Here is a 15,630-nt window from a genome sequence, read left to right on the forward strand (position 1 = left end):
GTCAGAGCTTCTCCACCACCGCTTTCCACCGCGGGTCGGTCCAGCCAAATGCGATCCGGCGGGCAAGTTCGTCATCGGGGTCGGACTCAAACCTCACCGTCAGGGCGCCCGGCGGCGACAGTGGACCCAGGCGGTCGGGCCATTCGATCAGACAGATCGCCGACTCGAAGGCTTCGGCGAGTCCAAGCTCCTCGATCTCATCAAGGCTGGTCAGGCGATAGAGGTCGGCGTGCCAGATTTCACCGGCGGCCGTGTCATAGGTCTGCACCAGCGTGAAGGTGGGCGACGGCACGTCTTCGGGCGTGTCCATCAACGACTGGATCAGGCAGCGGGCAAAATGCGTCTTGCCCGCGCCGATCGGGCCTTCGAGCAACAACACGTCCCCGGGTCGGAGGCGGCGTCCGAGCCGTTCGGCAAGACGTGCGGTGTCCTCGGGCGTCCGGGCTGATATTTCGGCGGTCGCGGTCATGGCGCCACAATGGCGAGGCGCTCCGCCACCTGCAAGCCGGATCAGGCCGTGGACGGGGCGGGAAGGGCCTGCAGGGCCCTGGCTGCCGACCGTTCCGAGAGACCGAACCGGACCATGGTGGCGCCGTCCTGTATCGGCTGGACGTGGCAGGTTACCGATCGACCGTCGCGCATCCGGATCTCGGCCCTCCAATCCGCGCGGTTGTCACTTTGCATGACAAAGTCCTGCAACTCGCCCCAGACCGGCGTGGGCAAGCTATGTTCCTGCCAGACCTTTGTCGCGTCGATGATCGTGGTCTGCCGGAGCGTCTGATCGGGGTCGATGTCCCAAAGGCGCCGGAACCCCCGGTTGGTGATCGCCAGTATCCCTTCGGCGGAAAACACAGCGATCGCGTCGTCCAGTTGATCCAGCACCGCCTGTCCCATTTCCAGGTCGGCCCGAAAGCGTCGGGTCAGGGTCACCTCGGCGGTGATGTTTTCGAACATGAACGCCACGGCGCCGTCCGGATGGGGCCGCCCGCTGATCGAGTAGACCGCGCCCGAAGGGAGAGTCCACGTTTCCTGATATTTGCCGTCGCTGGCCGCGGCGTCCAGTTCCGCCATCTGTCGGCGCCAGCTTCGGTAGTCGCGCGGTTCGGGCATCATCCGGCAGTCCCGCAACCGGTCGAAGAAGTCGAACAATGTCGGGCGGGCCGACAGGAAGTCGGCGGGCAGCGCAGTCAGGTCCACGAGCGCGGGGTTGAACAAGGCCAGTTGCCGGTTTCGGTCAAAGATCGCCAGCCCGATCGAGAGCTGCGCAAAGGTCTTGGCAAGGGTCTGCACAAAGTTGCGCTGGGCGGCCTCGGCCTCGACAACGGCGTTCACGTCCGTCGCAAAGAACAGGGTTTCGTCCTCTTGCGGAACGGCCGTCACGTCGAACCACAGTTTCCGCCCCGCGACGCGTTCGGGCTGATCCAGCGACAGGCGAACCTTGCGCCCGACCCGGTCCACGGGTGGAAAGATCGGCCGGGACAGATCGACGTGGCGCCCGCGGATCCGGGTAACGAGGGCCTTGTAGGCGGCATTGTGCCAAATGACCGTGCCGCCCATGTCGACGCGCCAGGCCGGGTAGGGCGCGACCGCAAGCCCCGTGTCGCCGGCGGGACGATGCGCCGGCCGGAGCGCGGCGGCGGGCAGGGCGACGCGGGTGACATTGCCCAACCGCTCGATCTCGACCGGGCCGGCGGGAGTCGCGCAGAACAGGCGTTCCCGATCCTGTAGCCCGGCGGGGGTTTCGGGAAAGTCGGGACAGGCCTGTTCGAGATCGGCGCGCAGGGATGACCAGCTCGTCGGGAGTTCCGGTATTTCGGCGGCATCGAAGGCCGACGCCGATCCGTCGATCAGTTCGTCACCGTCAAACAGAAACACCGTGTCATGCACGGGGGAGGCGGCGGCCGATGGGTTCTGCGCCGCCGGGCGTGGGACCAGATAGACCACGGTCCCCGCCGCCGCGGTCACGCAGGCCACCACCGTCAACATGACCTCAAGACTGAAAATCTGCTCCAAGCCCACCGTCCCCGGATCCGAGTCGCGGGTTCATGGTGGTGGCGAAAAGGTTAACGGGCGATTAATCCGGCTCGGTCAGCGGCGTGTCACACCTGAATCGGCTGGTTCTGCCCGATCGGCACCGCGTTTTCTCCATGCACCGCGTCGATCTTGGCGCGCGGCCAGGTGACCTCGACCACGGCACCGCGTTGCTCGGGGCGGGCGCGAAAGCGGTGGAACGAATCGCGCGCGTTGCCGAAGGCAAGTGTTGCGCCGGACCGTTCCAGCAGCGTCTTGGCGATGAAAAGCCCCAGCCCCATGCCTTCGTATTCGGGGCGTTGCTTGCGATCGGAGGCGGCGCGTTTGCGGCGCACGAAAGGGTCGCCGATGCGGCCGATCAGATGCGAAGGATAGCCGCGCCCGTCATCGAGGATGCGCACCGTGATCCGGTCCTCGCTCCACGAGGTTTCGACCCAGACATTGGCGCGCGCGAAATCGACCGCATTCTGGACCAGGTTGCGCAGGCCGTGGATGATTTCGGGCATGCGCAGGATCTGCGGCTGCTCGACGTCACCGCCGTCGGCGGGCCCTTCCTCGAAATGGATGGTCTTGCCGCGCTCCATGTGCGGTTCGGCCGCTTCGTGGACGACGGTTGAGAGCGGCGCCTGACGCAGGTGCAGATCGCTCTTGCCGGCGCGCCCCATGCCGCGCAGGATGTCGCGGCAGCGATCGGCCTGTTCGCGGATCAGCGCAACATCCTCGCGCAGGTCGGGGCGGTCGTCGAGCTCCTCCATCAGTTCCGAACTGGTCAGCTTGATCGTTGCAAGCGGCGTGCCCAGTTCATGCGCGGCGGCCGCCACGACGCCGCCCAGGTCGGTGAGCTTCTGTTCCCGCGCCAGCGCCATCTGGGTCGCGGCGAGCGCATCCGACATCGATCGCATCTCGGAACTGATCCGCCAGGAATAGGCGCCCAGAAAGCAGATCGCGATGATCGTTGCGACCATGTTGCCGAACAGGAACAGATCCGGCACGCGCAGGACATAGCCCAGTTCGGTCCTGAGCGGCAGATGGAACTTGGCCAGCAGCACCACCAGCGCGATCGCGACCGCGCCGATCGGAACGGTCGAGCGCAGCCCCATCATGTTGGCCGAGATCACCACCGGCCCCAGCAGCAAGAGCGCAAACGGGTTGTGCAGCCCGCCGGTCAGATAGAGCAGAAAGCCCAGCTGCAACAGGTCGAACAGGATGGTGACGAAACCTTCGGATTCCGACAGGCGCTTGTTTTCGGGGAAAATCAGCATCGCCAGAAGGTTGGCGGCGACCGAAACGCCGATGGCGACATAGCACAGGCCCAGCTCCAGCTGCAGATGATACCAGCGCTGGGCGACGGTGATGGCGATCACTTGGCCCGCGATGGCGACCCAGCGCAGCCAGATCAGCGTGCGCAGGCGGATCCAGCTGCTGCGCTCCTGTCCGCGCCAGAGGCCAAGCTCGGTATCGGGCATGTGATGGTTCGTCCGGTTGCAAAGGCTGAAATTGTTGATAGGTGTCCGGGGCAGAAGGTTCAACACATTCAACACGCGGAAGGTTTCCCATGACCCGCCAGTTCGCGCTTGCCGCCTCTGCTCTTCTCGTCGCCCTCGTCGGAGGCATGTGGGTTGCCACCCAGTTCGGGGGCGGCTCGGAGGATGATCCCTTTGCAGACTGCCGTCGGGGACAGGTGGCCGGCGGGCTGGACAAGATCGGCGGGCCGTTCACGTTGGTCAATTCCAAGGGCGAAACGGTGACCGACAAGGACGTGATCACCGGGCCGTCGCTGATCTATTTCGGCTATACCTTCTGTCCTGATGTGTGCCCGCTGGACAACACCCGCAATGTCGAAGCCGTGGACATTCTGGAACGGCGCGGGATCATGGTGACGCCGGTCTTCATTTCGATCGACCCAAAACGCGACACGCCCGAGGTGGTCGGCGATTTCGCCTACAACCTGCACGAACGGATGATCGGGCTGACCGGCTCGCCCGAGCAGGTCAAGGCGGCGAGCAAGGCCTACAAGACATACTACAAGTCGCACGAAGGCGAGGGGGATGACGAATACTACCTCGTCGATCACTCCACCTTCACCTACCTGGTGCTGCCGAGACATGGCACGGTTGAGTTCTTCCGCCGCGACGTGACGCCGGAACAGATGGCCGACCGCGTGGCCTGTTTCGTGAAGCATATGTGAGCCTCGCAACTGCCCGGTTTGACCTTTGGGCGGGGGCTGGTAATACTCGGGCGCGCGCAATCGCCACGAGGGAGAGAGCATGGCCCAGTCAGCCCTGCAGGAGATAGGCCCCGACAATTCGCTGCTGCTGGTGGATGACGACGAACCGTTTCTGCGGCGTCTGGCAAAGGCGATGGAAAAGCGGGGGTTTTCGGTCGAAACCGCGCCATCCGTCGCGGCTGGCAAGGCGATCGCGACGGCCCGCCCGCCGGCCTATGCGGTTGTGGACCTGCGGCTGGAGGACGGCAACGGGCTGGACGTGGTGGAAACCCTGCGGGAAAAGCGGCCCGATGCGCGGATCGTGGTTCTGACCGGTTACGGCGCGATCGCCACGGCGGTGGCGGCGGTCAAGATCGGCGCGACGGACTACCTGTCGAAACCCGCCGATGCGACCGATATCACCAACGCGTTGCTGGCCAAGGAAGACGAGCTGCCCCCGCCGCCGGAAAACCCGATGAGCGCCGACCGCGTGCGCTGGGAGCATATCCAGCGGGTCTATGAGCTGTGCGATCGCAATGTCAGCGAAACCGCGCGGCGGCTGAACATGCATCGACGGACCCTGCAGCGCATCCTGGCCAAGCGCAGTCCCCGCTAGGCAATGGACGATATCGACTGGGATCCCAACGATCCGAACACCCAGCCCTTGCCGCAGGGTGGCTGGTCGGAATCCGTCACGGTCGTCAGGAACGCCACCGTGGTGCCGCCCGCGGTCAGCGCATTCGTGCAGGAGGCCGGGGTGCTGGACGCCGACGGGGCGTATGTCCCCCAAGGCGCGCTGTGGCGGCGGTTCCGGCCGATCACGGTGGAACCCGCGCAGCCCGCCGAGATTGCCGAAACCATTCCCGGCCGCTGGCTGTGGGGCGGGGTGCTGTGGGTGCATTTCGGGCATTTCCTGGTCGAGAGCACGTCGCGCCTTTGGGGATTGACGGAACTTGACGGGCCGGTCGATGGCGTTCTTTTCATCCCCAAGCGGCCCAAGGTCGGCGAGACCGTGCAGCCCTATCACCGACATTTCATGGATCTTATGGCGCCCGAACTGCAGATTCGCGTGATCGCTTCGCCCGCGCGGGTGGAGGAGCTGGTGGTGCCGGGACAGGGCTTTGGCATCGGCAAGATCATGGCCGGCACGGAAAAGTTTCGCACCGCGATTCATGAGCGGTTCGCCCGTGAGGTTGAACCGGACGGGCCGGAGCGGCTGTATGTCTCGCGTTCGGCGCTGGGGCTGGGCAAGGGGGGGCTTTTGGGCGAGGAATTGCTGGAAAGCCTTCTGGAACGCGAAGGGTATGAGATATTCCATCCGCAGAAGCACCCGATGCAGACGCAAATCGCCCGCTACAAGGCGGCGCGCCAGATCGTTGCGGCGGACGGGTCGGCGCTGCATCTTTATGCGATGGTCGGGCGCGCCGATCAGCGGGTTGCGATGATTTCGCGCCGGGAGTCGGGGGCCAAGAACCAGCTGGCGCTGAACGTGGCGTCGTTCTGTGGGCGAGAGCCGGTGTTGATCGACGCCTTGCGAACGGAATGGGTGCGGGCGGATCGGGGCAAGTCCGACCGGTTGTCCTTTGGCGAACTCGACCACGCTGAACTGGGCTGCGGGCTGGCCGACGCGGGTTTCGTGGAAGGTGGCCGGGACTGGCCGGCGCTGAGCGAAAGGCAGCGTAGGCAGATTCTGGCGGACCGCAGGATTTCGGGCGGGTCCGGATTCGTGGAGTCGCCGGAGTTCAAACGCCGCCGGATCCGCCGGGAGCGGCGTGCGCGGCGGGCGGCGCGCGAAGCGGCAAGGGCAAGGTAAGGTTTCCCGAACCGTCGGTCACGGCCTCGGCCGGCCGGTCGGAACGGTTCGGATCGCTGGCGCGATCCGACCGGGGCGAGGGGCGCTGCCCCTCGCGCTCCCCGGAGTATTTTCAGCAAGATGAAGGGGCAGGGCGCGTTCGGGTGGGTTGCTGCGTCGAGCGGGGCCTGGCGTGGCCTTGGCGGGGGTTCAGCCGCCGAACGCGGCCATCAGTTCGGCGTGGCGGGCGGTGTAGGCGGCGCGGACCTCGACCGGAGGGCGCAGGCGGATGTCCAGACCTTCGATCAGCCGCGGGTCGGGCTTGCCAAAGAACCGATTGGCTTCGGTTTCGGAAAAGCCGGCGATCCGGGTCGCTTCCATCCAGGCGCTCAGGCGGTCGGCCTTCTTGATCTGCCGCTTGACCCGTGCGGGGATCACCGCGGGCAGGCCGAACCGGATATGGATCGCCGCCGTGAGCCGCGCGTCGAGGTCGCCATAGCCAGGACCGACCGCCGCCTTGACCGGGGATATCATGTCCCCGATCACATATTCCGGCGCGTCGTGCAAAAGGGCGGCAAGCCGCCACCGGGCCGGAGCGCGCGGAACGATCCGACCGAAGATCTGTTCGACGAGAAGGGAATGTTCGGCCACCGAATAGGGGAAATCCCCCATCGTCTGGCCGTTCCACCGTGCGACAAAGGCCAGCCCGTGGGCGATGTCCTCGATTTCGATGTCAACCGGCGTCGGGTCCAGAAGATCCAGCCGCCGCCCCGAAAGCATCCGCTGCCAGGCTCGTTTGGGTGTTGCCATTCCGCCACTCTTGCGCCAAGACGCCACGTTTTTGCCACATTTCCGACGCATCATCGATCCTGCACGGATCACGAGCATCCACAGGGTCTTTACCCCCCGTGTTTTGAACTCGGCCATGAAGAACACGATATGGCCAAAGAGAGGGGGGCGCGCTTCCTCCTTCCGGCGCGCTCTCCTCGGATCCGAACCACTAGATATCGCGCGCGTCGAGTTCAAGCGATTGATCGCCCTTTCCCTGACCTTGGGCTTGGCGGCGGCAACCAACCGGCAGGCCAATCCGCGTTGCCTGTTGCCCGCGGGGATGCTAGGGGCACTTCGAACCCTGCATGACGAGGCAACGGAGCGCGCAAATGGCCGCCGATTATATCGTAAAAGACATCTCTCTGGCCGATTTCGGCCGCAAGGAAATCGAGATCGCCGAAACCGAGATGCCGGGGCTGATGGCCCTGCGCGAGGAATATGGGGATTCAAAGCCGCTCAAGGGCGCCCGTATCGCCGGCAGCCTGCACATGACGATCCAGACCGCCGTGCTGATCGAGACGCTGGTGCATCTGGGCGCCGACGTGCGCTGGGCGTCGTGCAACATCTTCTCGACCCAGGATCACGCGGCGGCCGCGATTGCCGCGGGCGGCACGCCGGTCTTTGCCATCAAGGGCGAGACGCTCGAGGAATATTGGGATTACGCCGACCGCATCTTCCAGTTCGCGGAAGGCGGCGCCAACATGATCCTGGACGATGGCGGGGACGCGACGCTGTACATCCTGCTGGGCGCTCGCGTCGAAGAGGGCGAAACCGACCTGATCGCCACGCCGACTTCGGACGAGGAAGTGGCGCTCTTCAATCAGATCCGCAAGCGGATGGAGCAGAGCCCCGGGTGGTTCGTGAAACAGCGCCACATGATCAAGGGCGTCAGCGAGGAAACCACCACCGGCGTGCACCGGCTGTATCAGCTGATGGAAAAGGGCCAGCTGCCCTTCCCGGCGATCAACGTCAATGACAGCGTCACCAAGTCGAAATTCGACAACAAATATGGCTGCCGCGAAAGCCTGGTGGACGGCATCCGTCGCGCCACCGACACCATGCTGGCCGGCAAGGTGGCCGTGGTCTGCGGCTATGGCGATGTCGGCAAGGGTTCGGCCGCATCCCTGCGCGGCGCCGGCGCGCGGGTGAAGGTGACAGAGGTCGATCCGATCTGCGCGCTTCAGGCGGCGATGGACGGGTTCGAGGTCACCACGCTTGAGGACGAGGCGGCCACCGCCGACATCTTCATCACCACCACCGGCAACCGCGACGTGATCCGCATCGAGCACATGCGGCAGATGAAGGACATGGCGATCGTCGGCAATATCGGCCATTTCGACAACGAAATTCAGGTGGACGCCCTGCGTAATCACAAGTGGACCAACATCAAGGACCAGGTGGACATGATCGAAATGCCTTCGGGCAACCGCATCATTCTGCTGTCCGAGGGGCGGCTGCTGAACCTGGGCAACGCCACGGGGCATCCGTCCTTCGTGATGTCGGCGAGCTTTACCAACCAGGTTCTGGCGCAGATCGAGCTCTTCACCCGCGGCGACAGTTACGAAAACAAGGTCTACGTCCTGCCCAAGCATCTGGACGAAAAGGTCGCCAGCCTGCACCTGGCCAAGGTCGGCGCCAAGCTGACGAAGCTGACCAAGGAACAGGCGGACTATATCGGCGTCAACCCCGAAGGGCCGTTCAAGCCGGAGCATTACCGCTACTGACGACCCGTCCATCGTTGGAGCGAAAGGCCGCCTGTCGCCGGGCGGCCTTTCTGTTTTTTTGGTAACAGCCGGCGCGGAGATCGGCTCCTTTCGGCCCCTTTTCTGTGTCAAGGGCCGGATCCGGCTGCCAGGCTTGTCGCGACTGTTTCAGATCCAAAGTTTGCCATGTCGCGTTTGTCCCGGCTGATCGCCGCCGCGATCTTTGTAGTTTCGCCTGTTTCCGGCGTTGCCGACGAAGCCGCGGATCTGGCCAAGCAGCTTTCAAATCCGATCTCTTCGCTCATCAGCGTGCCGCTGCAATACAATTACGACCGGGGCATGGGGGCGACCGGAACGGGGCATCGCCAGACGCTGAACATCCAGCCGGTGGTGCCGATTTCGACAGGTCAGGACTGGAACCTGATTTCGCGCACGATCATCCCCGTGATCCGCCAGAAGGACGTGGTGCCCGGCACGCGGCGATCCGGTGTCGGGGATATCGTGCAAAGCTTTTTCTTCTCGCCCAAGGCGCCGACGGCGGGCGGCCTGATCTGGGGCGCGGGGCCGGTGCTGCTCCTGCCGACTCATTCAAAGGTCAGCGGCAGGCAGGCCGCGGCGGGGATCACTGCCGTGGGGCTGAAGCAAGCCGGCCCGTGGACCTATGGCGCACTGGCAAACCACCTGTGGTCGATCGGAGAGACGCGCAACAGCGGCACCAGGATCAGCAGCACGTTCTTTCAGCCGTTCGTGAGCTATTCGACCCCCGACGCCTGGACCTTCACGCTGAACTCGGAGACGACCTATGACTGGATTGGCGACTAGGCATCCATTCCGATCAACGTCATGGTCAGCAAAGTGGCAACGTTCGGCCGTCAGCCGGTGAGCATCGGGGCCGGGGTGAAATACTGGGCGGATTCGCCACCGGGCGGGCCGGAGGGTTGGGCCGCGCGGGTGGTGTTCACCTTGTTGTTCCCCAAATAGGGGGCCGCGCTGCCGGGCTTTCCCCGGAGATTTTTCTTGTTCCCCGGCGCGTGGCGGGTAAGCTTTTCGTGACGCAACGCCATTCAAAGTTCTTCAAGACATGAAAAAGGGGAGGGACCATGGGCAAGAGAGACGAACTGATCCAGAAATACGCCGACGACCTGCGCAACAAGTGCGGGATGGAGCCGGACATGGACCTGCTGACCAAGGTCACGATCGGCTGCGGGCCGTCGATTTATGACGCCGACGCCTCAACCGTCGCCGCGACGCAGGAAGGTGAGCTGGAAACCGTCAAGAACAACTTTCTGATCAAGAAACTCGACCTGTCGGACGGGCCCGAACTGATGGAGGCGATCAACAAGGCGATCGACACCTATGGCCGTTCCGAACGCAACAAGTATCGCGCCGTGATCTACTACATGCTGGTCAAGCATTTCGGCAAAGAGTCGGTCTACGGCTGACCGGGAACGGGTTTCCTCGGGGGGCGTCTGCGCGGAATCGCGTGGGCGTCTTTCATTTTAGACGATTTCTCGGGGCTTCGCATTTGCGGCCGGACGGCGATTCAGGGTATCAATGAGACACGGCCAGGACGGCCGGAACCTGAGATTTCTTTACGCGTGTGGTGTGTGGGCACGCGGGGTGAGGGAAGGTTCCGGCGACGGCCGGGGCCTTCCCGGTTTTTCCGATCGCATCGCCGTCTGTCAGAACAGTGCCAGCACGACCCCCATCGCCGCGCAGGCCAGGGTGGCATAGCCGCCGTCGATTGCCGTCAGCGCGACCGGCCGTTGCCCATACATGTTGTTCAGAGCAATCCACGGGGCGATGAAGAACAGCCCGATTCCGACCCCGCCCATCAGCCCGCCGATTACGGTGTCGATCCCCGACATGGCAAAGACATGGCGCATCATGCCGGCCACGAAAAGCTGCAACACGAAGCTTGCCACGAAAAGCACCGGGCTCTGCCCGCCCTTGGGCCGGCCGTTCTCGTCGCACGCGACCCCCGCCGCGCGGACCCACGGCCCCGACAGGGCACCATACCACAGCGCCCCAAGCACCCATGCTGCGGCCGTGGCGGCCAGAACGTTCAGAATTTCCACGATCTTTCCCCTGTTCGCGCTGTTCCGGGGAATGATGCCCGATCAATCGGGGTCTGTCTGCCCCATTTCGCAGATGATCCGCCATTCCTCCTCTGTCACCGGCTGCACCGACAGCCGCGAGTTGCGCACCAGCATCATCTCGGCCAGTCGTGGATCGGCCTTGATTTCATCGAGCGTCACCGGCCGGACAAAGGGCCGAACCGCCCGGACATCGACGCATTCCCAGCGCGGGTCGTCGGTGGTGCTGTCGGGATGCGCCTCGGCGCAGACCTCGACGATGCCGACCACGGATTTCTCTTTCATCGAGTGGTAGAAGAAGCCGCGCTCGCCCACCTTCATCTGGCGCATGAAATTGCGCGCCTGATAGTTGCGCACGCCGTCCCATTCCTCGCAGTCGGGGGCCTTGGCCATCTGATCCTGCCAGCTCCAGGTGGACGGTTCGGACTTGAACAGCCAATACGCCATCAGCCGATCACCTTCTTCCAGGGGATCAGTTCGACGGATTCAAAGAGCCCGGCCTTTGCGTAGGGGTCGGCCTCGGCCCAGTCGCGGGCGGCGTCCATATCCTCGACATCCAGGATCACCAGCGATCCGCACATCTGCCCCTGATCGTCCAGCAGGGGGCCGGCCTCGTGCACCACGCCGGTTTCGGCGATATGCGCAAGATGCGCGTCCCGATTGTCCAGCCGCAGTTGCAGCGCGCCCGGCTTGTCGCGTCCGATCAGGGCAACCAGCATCCGTCATTCCTCCTTCAGCGGCCGGGCCAGCAGCCGGGCCATGGCTTCGTCGATGGTCAGATTGTGGTCGAGCATGCCCACGACGCAATCGGTAATCGGCATCTCCAGTCCCATGCCGCGCGCTTTTTCAGCGACGGCCTGCGCCGTGGCCGCGCCTTCGACCGTCACCGAGGGGTCGAAGCAGTCGCCCCGGCCCAGCGCCAGTCCCAGCCGGTAGTTGCGGGACTGGTCAGAGGTGCAGGTGAGCGCCAGATCCCCAAACCCCGACAGGCCGGCCAGCGTTTCCGGTCGCGCACCCAACGCCAGCGCCATGCGCTGCATTTCGGCATAGCCGCGCGTCATCAGGGCAGCGCGGGCGCTGTCGCCAAGACCCGCGCCGATCACCGCGCCGCAGGCGATGGCGATCACGTTCTTCAGCGCTCCGCCCAGTTCCGCGCCGATCGTGTCGGTGGTGCGGTAGATGCGCAGATTTGCAGTGTTCAGAGCCTGTTGCAGGGTCTTTCCCAGGCCGGCGTCGGCGCAGGCCAGCGTCAGCGCCGTGGGCAGGCCGCGCGCGATGTCATGGGCGAAACTGGGGCCGGTCAGCAGGGCAGGGCGTGCGTCCGGCAGCGTCTCTGCGATGACCCCGACCGGGCCAAGACCGCTGTGCAGCTCGACCCCCTTGCAGCAGGCGACCAACACGCGTCCATCCAGCGCGCCGGCATGTTCCTCCAGCACCGACCGAAGCCGCTGCATGGGCACTGCCAGCAGTATCGTGTCGCAGGCCGCTATATCCGAGATGTCGGACGTCATCGCGATTGCGTCCGGCAGGCGCACCCCCGGCAGGCGCGCGGCATTTTCGCGGGCGGCGCGCATGGCGCGGGCGTGGTCGGCCGATCGCGCCCACAGGACCACCGGCCCGTTCCCAGCCAGCGAGATTGCCAGCGCCGTGCCAAAGGCGCCGGCGCCCAGCACGGCGACGGTCATGCCTTGGCCCCCTTCTTGCCGCCGCCCAGCATTCCCGCCGCGGCCCGGTCCAGCGGCCAGCGAGGGCGGGCCATCAGATCCAGCCCGTCGCGGACGCCCGCGCGGAACAGTTCCAGCCCCGCATAGGCGATCATCGCCGCGTTGTCGGTGCAAAGCGGCAGCGGCGGGGCGGTGAAGCTTGCGCCTTCGGCCGCGCAAACAGTTTCTAACCGGGCTCGAATGGCCTTGTTGGCCGACACGCCACCCGCGACGGCCACCAGCGGCCGGGACGGACCTTCGGCCATGTAGATCCGCACGGCCCGCCGGGTCTTTTCCGCCAGAACGTCCACCACCGCCTGTTGGAACCCCGCGCACAGATCGGCCCGGTCGGCGCGCGTCAGCCCGCCCTTTTCGGCCACGATCCGGTCGCGTTCGCGCAGAACGGCGGTCTTCAGCCCCGAAAACGAGAAATCGCAGCCCTCGCGGTCGAGCAGCGGGCGGGGAAAGCGGAACCGGGCGGGATCGCCCTTGGCCGCTTCAGCTTCGACCGACGGCCCGCCGGGCTGCGGCAGGCCAAGGATGCGGGCGACCTTGTCGAAGGCCTCGCCCGGCGCGTCGTCGATGGTGCCGCCCAGACGCGTGAAATCCTGACAGCCGCGCGCGATCAGGAACTGGCAATGCCCGCCGGATACCAGCAGCATGAGGTAAGGCCAGGCCGCGCCATCGGTCAGCCGCGGCGTCAGCGCGTGCCCGGCCAGATGGTTCACCCCGATCAGCGGCAGCCCGGTCGCCGCCGACAGCCCCTTGGCGCACATCACGCCGGACAGCACCCCGCCGATCAGCCCCGGCCCGGCGGTCACGGCGATCGCGTCCAGATCGCCGAACCCGACATCCGCCTGCGCCATCGCGTCCGCCACGCAGACATCCAGCTTTTCGGCATGTGCCCTCGCGGCGATCTCGGGCACGACGCCGCCAAAGGCCGCGTGCAGCTCGGTCTGGCCGAACACGACCGAAGACAGGATCTCGGCGCGCGCATCCCCCGCCTGCCGCACCACGGCGGCTGCGGTGTCGTCGCAGCTGCTCTCAAGCCCGAGGATCGTGAGTGTCTGTGCCATCCGTTCGGCCCGTTGCATCATCTGGGGCAGGGGGGTATCACTTGGGCCCTTGGCAAACAATCCCGGGGCGCGAGGAATGGTGACTCTGTTGATGACCCGCGCGCGCGAGGCATCCGACCGGTTCCTCGCCCTGCTGCCCGCCGAGACGCGCGCCGACCTGCGGGTGATCCATTCGCCGCTGATCGAAACCGTGCCGCTGGATGTCGAACTGTCGCTTGCCGGGGTGCGTGGGGTGATCTTCACCTCGGCCAACGGGGTCTCCGCCGCCGCCCGCCTGACCGAACGCCGCGACCTGCCCGCGTGGTGCGTGGGCGGGGCCACGACCGCCGCCGCCCGAGCCCACCGGTGGGGCGCGGAATGCGTCGGACGAGATGCGGACGAACTGGTGCGGACTCTGATCGCGCGCCGCCCCGAGGACCCCCTGAGCCACCTGCGCGGCGTTCACGCGCGGGGCGACATCGCCGCGCGGCTTTCGGCGGCGGGGATCGAAACGCGCGAGGCCGTGGTCTATGACCAACGCCTGCTGCCGCTGACCCCGCAGGCGGTGCAGGCGCTGGCCGGGGCAGACCCGGTGATCGTCCCGCTTTTCTCGCCCCGCGCCGCGCGACATTTTGCCAGCCTTGCGACAGGGCGCGCGCCCCTATACCTCGCAGCCATGAGCCATGCGGTTGCTGAACCCGTTTCATCGTTGAATTTCAACACGTTGAAGGTGTCTAAGGCCCCAACGGCCCAGACCATGGCGCAGGCGGTGACGTCGCTGGTCGCACGGGCGGGCCGGGTTGTGGGTGGGTCCGACGAGGATTAGTCTGCCAGACAGCTTGGTTGCAGGAAATTTGAGAATCGCAAGGGGGGCTGCCTGGTGGCGGACGAATCAAAACCCGGCACGGAAAACGAACAGGAAACGCCCAAGGCCGAGAGCGAGGCGCCGAATGCGTCCGTGGCGGAAGAGCCCTCTGCCGAAACGGACGGCGACACACCGGCCTCGGAAGAAACCGTTGCAGGCGAAGAGGTGACAGGGGACGTTTCTCCTGAGCCTGAGCCTGAGCCTGAGCCTGAGCCTGAGCCTGAGCCTGAGCCTGAGCCTGAGCCTGAGCCTGAGCCTGAGCCTGAGCCTGAGCCTGAGCCCAGCGCCGCGCGGCCTCCGACCGAGCGCGTTGTCGAAAAGCGGGGCGGATTCGGTGCGGCTCTGCTGGGGGGCGTGATCGCGGCGGCTCTGGGGTTTTTCGCTGCCCGCACCACGGTGATCGACCCCTGGCTGCCCGAGACGCTGCGCCGCGCCGACCCGGCGGAACTGGTCGCGCCGCTACAGGCGGGATTGAAGGAACAGGCCGATGCGCTTGCCGACCTTCGTGGACAGGTTGAGGCGCTCCCGACCACGCCGGATCTCGGGCCGTTGCAGACCCGCATTGACGAACTGGCCGGCCGGATCGAACCCCTGCCGGGGCAGATTGCCGACCTGTCAGGCACCCTTGCCGCGCTCGAAGGCCGGCTTGACGATCTTGAGGCCCGTCTGACGGCTGTGGAAAAGCGTCCCGTGACGCAGAATGTCGCGCCCGAAGTCGTTGCCGCCTACGAGCGCGAATTGGAGGCCCTGCGGGAATCCCTGGCCGCCCAGCGGGCTGAGGTGGACAAGATGATCGCCGCTGCCCGCGCCAAGGAGGCCGAAGCCCGCGCGCTAAAAGAGCAGGCGCAGGCCGAAGCCCGCCGCGCCGCGACCCGGGCGGTGCTGGCCCGGCTGACCACGGCGGTCGCGGCGGGCGAAGGCTACGCGCCGATCCTGTCGGAGTTGGAGTCCGCCGGGCTGACCATCCCCGCAGTCTTGTCCGAACAGGCTGAAACCGGCGTGCCCAGTCTTGCCGCGCTGCGCGAAGGCTTTCCGCCCGCCGCGCGCGCCGCTCTGGCCGCCGTGCGGGAAGAGGCCAAAGGCAGGGGCGATGTCCGCAGCTTTCTGGAACGTCAGCTGGGGCTGCGCTCGGTCAAGCCGCGTGCCGGCGACGACGCGGATGCGATCCTGTCGCGCGCCGAGGCGGCTCTGACCGGGGGTGATCTGAACCGGGCGCTGGCCGAACTGGATGCCCTGCCACAGACGGCCAGGGACGCCATGTCCGACTGGTTGGCCCAGGCTCGCACGCGGCAGGCCGCGATTGCCGCCGTGGACGACCTGATCCAAAGCCTGAACACGAACTGAGGGG

The 15,630-nt window shown here is 65.9% G+C and carries 18 protein-coding genes; 8 read left to right on the plus strand and 10 right to left on the minus strand.

Annotation, left to right across the window (positions count from 1 at the left end):
* Position 1: 1 nt before the first annotated feature.
* The 3 genes from tsaE to regB form a co-directional block, all read right to left on the minus strand.
* A complete protein-coding gene (gene tsaE, locus C4S70_RS09420; protein WP_104007864.1) occupies positions 2-469 on the minus strand; it encodes a tRNA (adenosine(37)-N6)-threonylcarbamoyltransferase complex ATPase subunit type 1 TsaE in 468 nt (155 codons plus the stop codon).
* 41 nt (positions 470-510) lie between these two features.
* The gene (locus tag C4S70_RS09425) at positions 511-2,013 is read right to left on the minus strand and encodes a PAS-domain containing protein (protein WP_235003775.1); all 1,503 of its coding nucleotides are present in this window, start codon (positions 2,011-2,013) and stop codon (positions 511-513) included.
* An 86-nt stretch (positions 2,014-2,099) separates the two neighbouring features.
* Positions 2,100-3,497: a sensor histidine kinase RegB gene (regB, locus tag C4S70_RS09430; RefSeq protein ID WP_104007866.1), complete on the minus strand. Its 1,398-nt coding sequence runs from the start codon at positions 3,495-3,497 to the stop codon at positions 2,100-2,102.
* Positions 3,498-3,586: 89 nt separating this feature from the next.
* Here regB and C4S70_RS09435 point away from each other — a divergent pair, with 89 nt between their 5' ends.
* The 3 genes from C4S70_RS09435 (at position 3,587) to C4S70_RS09445 (ending at position 6,050) form a co-directional block, all read left to right on the plus strand.
* The gene (locus C4S70_RS09435) at positions 3,587-4,219 is read left to right on the plus strand and encodes an SCO family protein (protein WP_104007867.1); all 633 of its coding nucleotides are present in this window, start codon (positions 3,587-3,589) and stop codon (positions 4,217-4,219) included.
* Positions 4,220-4,298: 79 nt separating this feature from the next.
* Positions 4,299-4,853 carry an ActR/PrrA/RegA family redox response regulator transcription factor gene (locus C4S70_RS09440; protein ID WP_104007868.1) on the plus strand — a complete coding sequence of 185 codons (555 nt, stop codon included), beginning with the start codon at positions 4,299-4,301 and terminating at the stop codon, positions 4,851-4,853.
* 3 nt (positions 4,854-4,856) lie between these two features.
* Positions 4,857-6,050: a glycosyltransferase 61 family protein gene (locus C4S70_RS09445; RefSeq protein ID WP_104007869.1), complete on the plus strand. Its 1,194-nt coding sequence runs from the start codon at positions 4,857-4,859 to the stop codon at positions 6,048-6,050.
* 189 nt (positions 6,051-6,239) lie between these two features.
* Here the strand turns inward: C4S70_RS09445 and C4S70_RS09450 are convergent, their stop codons facing one another.
* Positions 6,240-6,839, minus strand: coding sequence for an HD domain-containing protein (locus tag C4S70_RS09450; RefSeq protein WP_104007899.1), 600 nt, complete (start codon positions 6,837-6,839; stop codon positions 6,240-6,242).
* Between the two features lie 350 nt (positions 6,840-7,189).
* Here C4S70_RS09450 and ahcY point away from each other — a divergent pair, with 350 nt between their 5' ends.
* On the plus strand, positions 7,190-8,584 hold the full coding sequence (ahcY, locus tag C4S70_RS09455) for an adenosylhomocysteinase (protein ID WP_104007870.1): 1,395 nt from the start codon (positions 7,190-7,192) through the stop codon (positions 8,582-8,584).
* A 165-nt stretch (positions 8,585-8,749) separates the two neighbouring features.
* Positions 8,750-9,385 (plus strand): transporter, encoded by a 636-nt coding sequence (locus C4S70_RS09460; protein ID WP_235003776.1) that lies wholly within the window; start codon positions 8,750-8,752, stop codon positions 9,383-9,385.
* 50 nt (positions 9,386-9,435) lie between these two features.
* Here C4S70_RS09460 and C4S70_RS19075 read toward each other — a convergent pair whose 3' ends face one another.
* Positions 9,436-9,627 carry a hypothetical protein gene (locus C4S70_RS19075; protein WP_235003777.1) on the minus strand — a complete coding sequence of 64 codons (192 nt, stop codon included), beginning with the start codon at positions 9,625-9,627 and terminating at the stop codon, positions 9,436-9,438.
* Positions 9,628-9,663: 36 nt separating this feature from the next.
* On the opposite strand from C4S70_RS19075, the gene C4S70_RS09465 reads away from it, so the two are divergent.
* Positions 9,664-10,005 (plus strand): DUF2853 family protein, encoded by a 342-nt coding sequence (locus tag C4S70_RS09465; RefSeq protein ID WP_104007871.1) that lies wholly within the window; start codon positions 9,664-9,666, stop codon positions 10,003-10,005.
* Between the two features lie 240 nt (positions 10,006-10,245).
* On the opposite strand, the gene C4S70_RS09470 is transcribed toward C4S70_RS09465, so the two are convergent.
* The 5 genes from C4S70_RS09470 to tsaD are packed head-to-tail and all read right to left on the minus strand — an operon-like array spanning position 10,246 to position 13,438.
* A complete protein-coding gene (locus C4S70_RS09470; RefSeq protein ID WP_104007872.1) occupies positions 10,246-10,641 on the minus strand; it encodes a DUF1761 domain-containing protein in 396 nt (131 codons plus the stop codon).
* A gap of 42 nt (positions 10,642-10,683) precedes the next feature.
* The gene (locus tag C4S70_RS09475) at positions 10,684-11,106 is read right to left on the minus strand and encodes an EVE domain-containing protein (protein ID WP_104007873.1); all 423 of its coding nucleotides are present in this window, start codon (positions 11,104-11,106) and stop codon (positions 10,684-10,686) included.
* The gene (locus C4S70_RS09480) at positions 11,106-11,378 is read right to left on the minus strand and encodes a YciI family protein (protein ID WP_104007874.1); all 273 of its coding nucleotides are present in this window, start codon (positions 11,376-11,378) and stop codon (positions 11,106-11,108) included. Before C4S70_RS09480 ends, C4S70_RS09475 begins: the two co-directional genes overlap by 1 nt.
* Before the next feature lie 3 nt (positions 11,379-11,381).
* On the minus strand, positions 11,382-12,344 hold the full coding sequence (locus C4S70_RS09485; protein ID WP_104007875.1) for an NAD(P)H-dependent glycerol-3-phosphate dehydrogenase: 963 nt from the start codon (positions 12,342-12,344) through the stop codon (positions 11,382-11,384).
* A complete protein-coding gene (gene tsaD / locus C4S70_RS09490; RefSeq protein ID WP_104007900.1) occupies positions 12,341-13,438 on the minus strand; it encodes a tRNA (adenosine(37)-N6)-threonylcarbamoyltransferase complex transferase subunit TsaD in 1,098 nt (365 codons plus the stop codon). The genes C4S70_RS09485 and tsaD overlap by 4 nt, the downstream gene beginning before the upstream one ends.
* Positions 13,439-13,514: 76 nt before the next feature.
* On the opposite strand from tsaD, the gene C4S70_RS09495 reads away from it, so the two are divergent.
* Entirely contained in the window at positions 13,515-14,243 is a 729-nt protein-coding gene (locus C4S70_RS09495) for a uroporphyrinogen-III synthase (protein WP_104007876.1), read from the plus strand.
* Positions 14,244-14,297: 54 nt separating this feature from the next.
* On the plus strand, positions 14,298-15,626 hold the full coding sequence (locus tag C4S70_RS09505; protein ID WP_160114861.1) for a COG4223 family protein: 1,329 nt from the start codon (positions 14,298-14,300) through the stop codon (positions 15,624-15,626).
* Positions 15,627-15,630: the final 4 nt, after the last annotated feature.

Origin of the sequence: Jhaorihella thermophila (genome assembly GCF_900108275.1) — a bacterium.
GTDB classification, from domain to species: domain Bacteria; phylum Pseudomonadota; class Alphaproteobacteria; order Rhodobacterales; family Rhodobacteraceae; genus Jhaorihella; species Jhaorihella thermophila.

Excerpts from the sequence above, each read along its gene's own strand:
- tsaE (WP_104007864.1), bottom strand. The coding sequence starts at position 469 with ATGACCGCGACCGCCGAAATATCAGCCCGGACGCCCGAGGACACCGCA.
- regB (WP_104007866.1), bottom strand. The coding sequence starts at position 3,497 with ATGCCCGATACCGAGCTTGGCCTCTGGCGCGGACAGGAGCGCAGCAGC.
- C4S70_RS09435 (WP_104007867.1), top strand. The coding sequence starts at position 3,587 with ATGACCCGCCAGTTCGCGCTTGCCGCCTCTGCTCTTCTCGTCGCCCTC.
- C4S70_RS09440 (WP_104007868.1), top strand. The coding sequence starts at position 4,299 with ATGGCCCAGTCAGCCCTGCAGGAGATAGGCCCCGACAATTCGCTGCTG.
- C4S70_RS09445 (WP_104007869.1), top strand. The coding sequence starts at position 4,857 with ATGGACGATATCGACTGGGATCCCAACGATCCGAACACCCAGCCCTTG.
- C4S70_RS09450 (WP_104007899.1), bottom strand. The coding sequence starts at position 6,839 with ATGGCAACACCCAAACGAGCCTGGCAGCGGATGCTTTCGGGGCGGCGG.
- ahcY (WP_104007870.1), top strand. The coding sequence starts at position 7,190 with ATGGCCGCCGATTATATCGTAAAAGACATCTCTCTGGCCGATTTCGGC.
- C4S70_RS09460 (WP_235003776.1), top strand. The coding sequence starts at position 8,750 with ATGTCGCGTTTGTCCCGGCTGATCGCCGCCGCGATCTTTGTAGTTTCG.
- C4S70_RS19075 (WP_235003777.1), bottom strand. The coding sequence starts at position 9,627 with ATGGCGTTGCGTCACGAAAAGCTTACCCGCCACGCGCCGGGGAACAAG.
- C4S70_RS09465 (WP_104007871.1), top strand. The coding sequence starts at position 9,664 with ATGGGCAAGAGAGACGAACTGATCCAGAAATACGCCGACGACCTGCGC.
- C4S70_RS09475 (WP_104007873.1), bottom strand. The coding sequence starts at position 11,106 with ATGGCGTATTGGCTGTTCAAGTCCGAACCGTCCACCTGGAGCTGGCAG.
- C4S70_RS09480 (WP_104007874.1), bottom strand. The coding sequence starts at position 11,378 with ATGCTGGTTGCCCTGATCGGACGCGACAAGCCGGGCGCGCTGCAACTG.
- C4S70_RS09485 (WP_104007875.1), bottom strand. The coding sequence starts at position 12,344 with ATGACCGTCGCCGTGCTGGGCGCCGGCGCCTTTGGCACGGCGCTGGCA.
- tsaD (WP_104007900.1), bottom strand. The coding sequence starts at position 13,438 with ATGGCACAGACACTCACGATCCTCGGGCTTGAGAGCAGCTGCGACGAC.
- C4S70_RS09495 (WP_104007876.1), top strand. The coding sequence starts at position 13,515 with ATGGTGACTCTGTTGATGACCCGCGCGCGCGAGGCATCCGACCGGTTC.